We start from the raw sequence: 1543 nt of genomic DNA on the forward strand, positions 1-1543 counted from the left end.
GCGTGGACCGTCTCCACGGTGTCGGTCTTGTCCACCGGGCAGGCGGCGCCGCCGTCCGGGTCTTCGTCCACCACCTCCAGCCATTCGGTGGAGATGTCGTCCCGCTCCGCGTCCGGGATGTCCTCCACCATGTCGCTGTCGGACAAGGCGGCGGCGTTGTGGGCGTAGCGGACCTTCACCCGGCGGGGCGGAATGTCTTCGGAGGTCGTGACCGGGGCGGCCCCCACGAAGTCCTTCCCCGCCCGCAGGGTCGTGGTGGAAACACCGGAGGGCGGCCCACCGGGGCCGAAGGTCAGGAGGCCGGTCGGCCCAATGTACCAGTCCGACCGTGTGGCCGTGCCGATTTCGTCCAGCACCACGCGCACGCCGGTATCGTCGCCCGCGTCGAGCCAGATCACCAGCGGGTGCCCGGCGGCATCAAGCGCGGCGGCGGCAACACCGTCCACCCGCTCCGCCGGCAAGACACCGCTGGCCGTCGTGGCGAGGTAGGCTGCGACCTCTCCCGGCAGTTCGATTACGTGGCCGTCCGCCGCGGTGACCCCCGCCGCCGCCGCGGTCACGTCGCCCAGGTCCTCGCCGCCGACCCACAGCAGGCCGCGCGTTTTGTCCTGTCGCCATTGGCCGGCGGTCGGAACGGCGGGCGCGGTGACTTCGGTCCCCAGCCGGCGCCCGCGGGATCGCACCGCCGTGTATCCGCCCATCGCCCGCCCGCCGGTGGCGCTGTAGAGGTGGCACCCATTGACCGGGTCGCGCCCCAGGTAGGTCGGCGCGACATGGCGGTGCCGCCCGATCAGCAGCTCCCTGCCCTTGCCTTCCAGCGACGCCGGCCCTTCCAAGCCCCCAGTGCCAGCGTAGGCGCCCGGTCCGGCGGCGCGGGCGTCCAAATCGGCTTCCTGCGCCCGGACGCGCAGGGTCCAGCGGTAGCGCTCCCGATCCACCCCGTCGACGGTCAGGCGAGCCAGGGCGCGAGCCTCGCTGAACGGGCGCCCCTCCTCCACCTCGAACAGCTCCACCCACCAGCCGGGCAGCTTGCAGCCGGCCAGCAGCGCAGCCAGACGCACCGCTCCGCTGTTGGGCAGCGGGCGGGCGTCCAGCACAAGCTGCGTTACGTCCACGCGGGTGCCGCCCCCTTCCGTTCCGGCGGAGAGGGTCCAGCCGCCGGAGGGAAGGAGGAGCGCCCACCACGGCGCCGGGTCGCTGCGGTCCCGGTAGCCCTTGGGCGGCTGGCTGAACAGGACGACGCGACGCGCCGCGGTGGCGCTGTGCCAGCAGGTCAGGCGAGCGAGGATCATCGCGTGATCCTCCCCCGGCTGGCGGTTCGCGTGGCCGTCTCCACCCGCTCGATGGCCGCCCGCAGAGCGGAACCGACCTCCGCCGTCAGCCGCGTTGCCTTCCTCCGCTCGGACAGCAGATCGCCCGCCTTGCCGTCCAGCCGCTCCAACAGCTCGCCCAGCAGGCCCACCAGATCGCCCAGGCCGGCGCTGTCGGCACCGGGCAGGCGCAAGGTCGGAAGCGTCAGGGTGGGCAGGGACAGGGGCGGCAG

2 protein-coding genes are annotated in these 1543 nt (G+C 73.5%); both read right to left on the reverse strand.

The genetic code is table 11. From position 1 onward, the window contains the following. Window positions 1-1292 (reverse strand): hypothetical protein (locus GBZ26_RS29315; protein WP_174441791.1); only part of this gene is annotated, 1292 nt, incomplete at its 3' end. After that, window positions 1289-1543: hypothetical protein (locus GBZ26_RS29320; protein ID WP_174441792.1), on the reverse strand; the 255-nt coding region annotated here is incomplete at its 5' end. The genes GBZ26_RS29320 and GBZ26_RS29315, both read right to left, overlap by 4 nt.

The sequence above is a fragment of the Azospirillum formosense genome, assembly GCF_013340925.1.
Taxonomy (GTDB): domain Bacteria; phylum Pseudomonadota; class Alphaproteobacteria; order Azospirillales; family Azospirillaceae; genus Azospirillum; species Azospirillum formosense.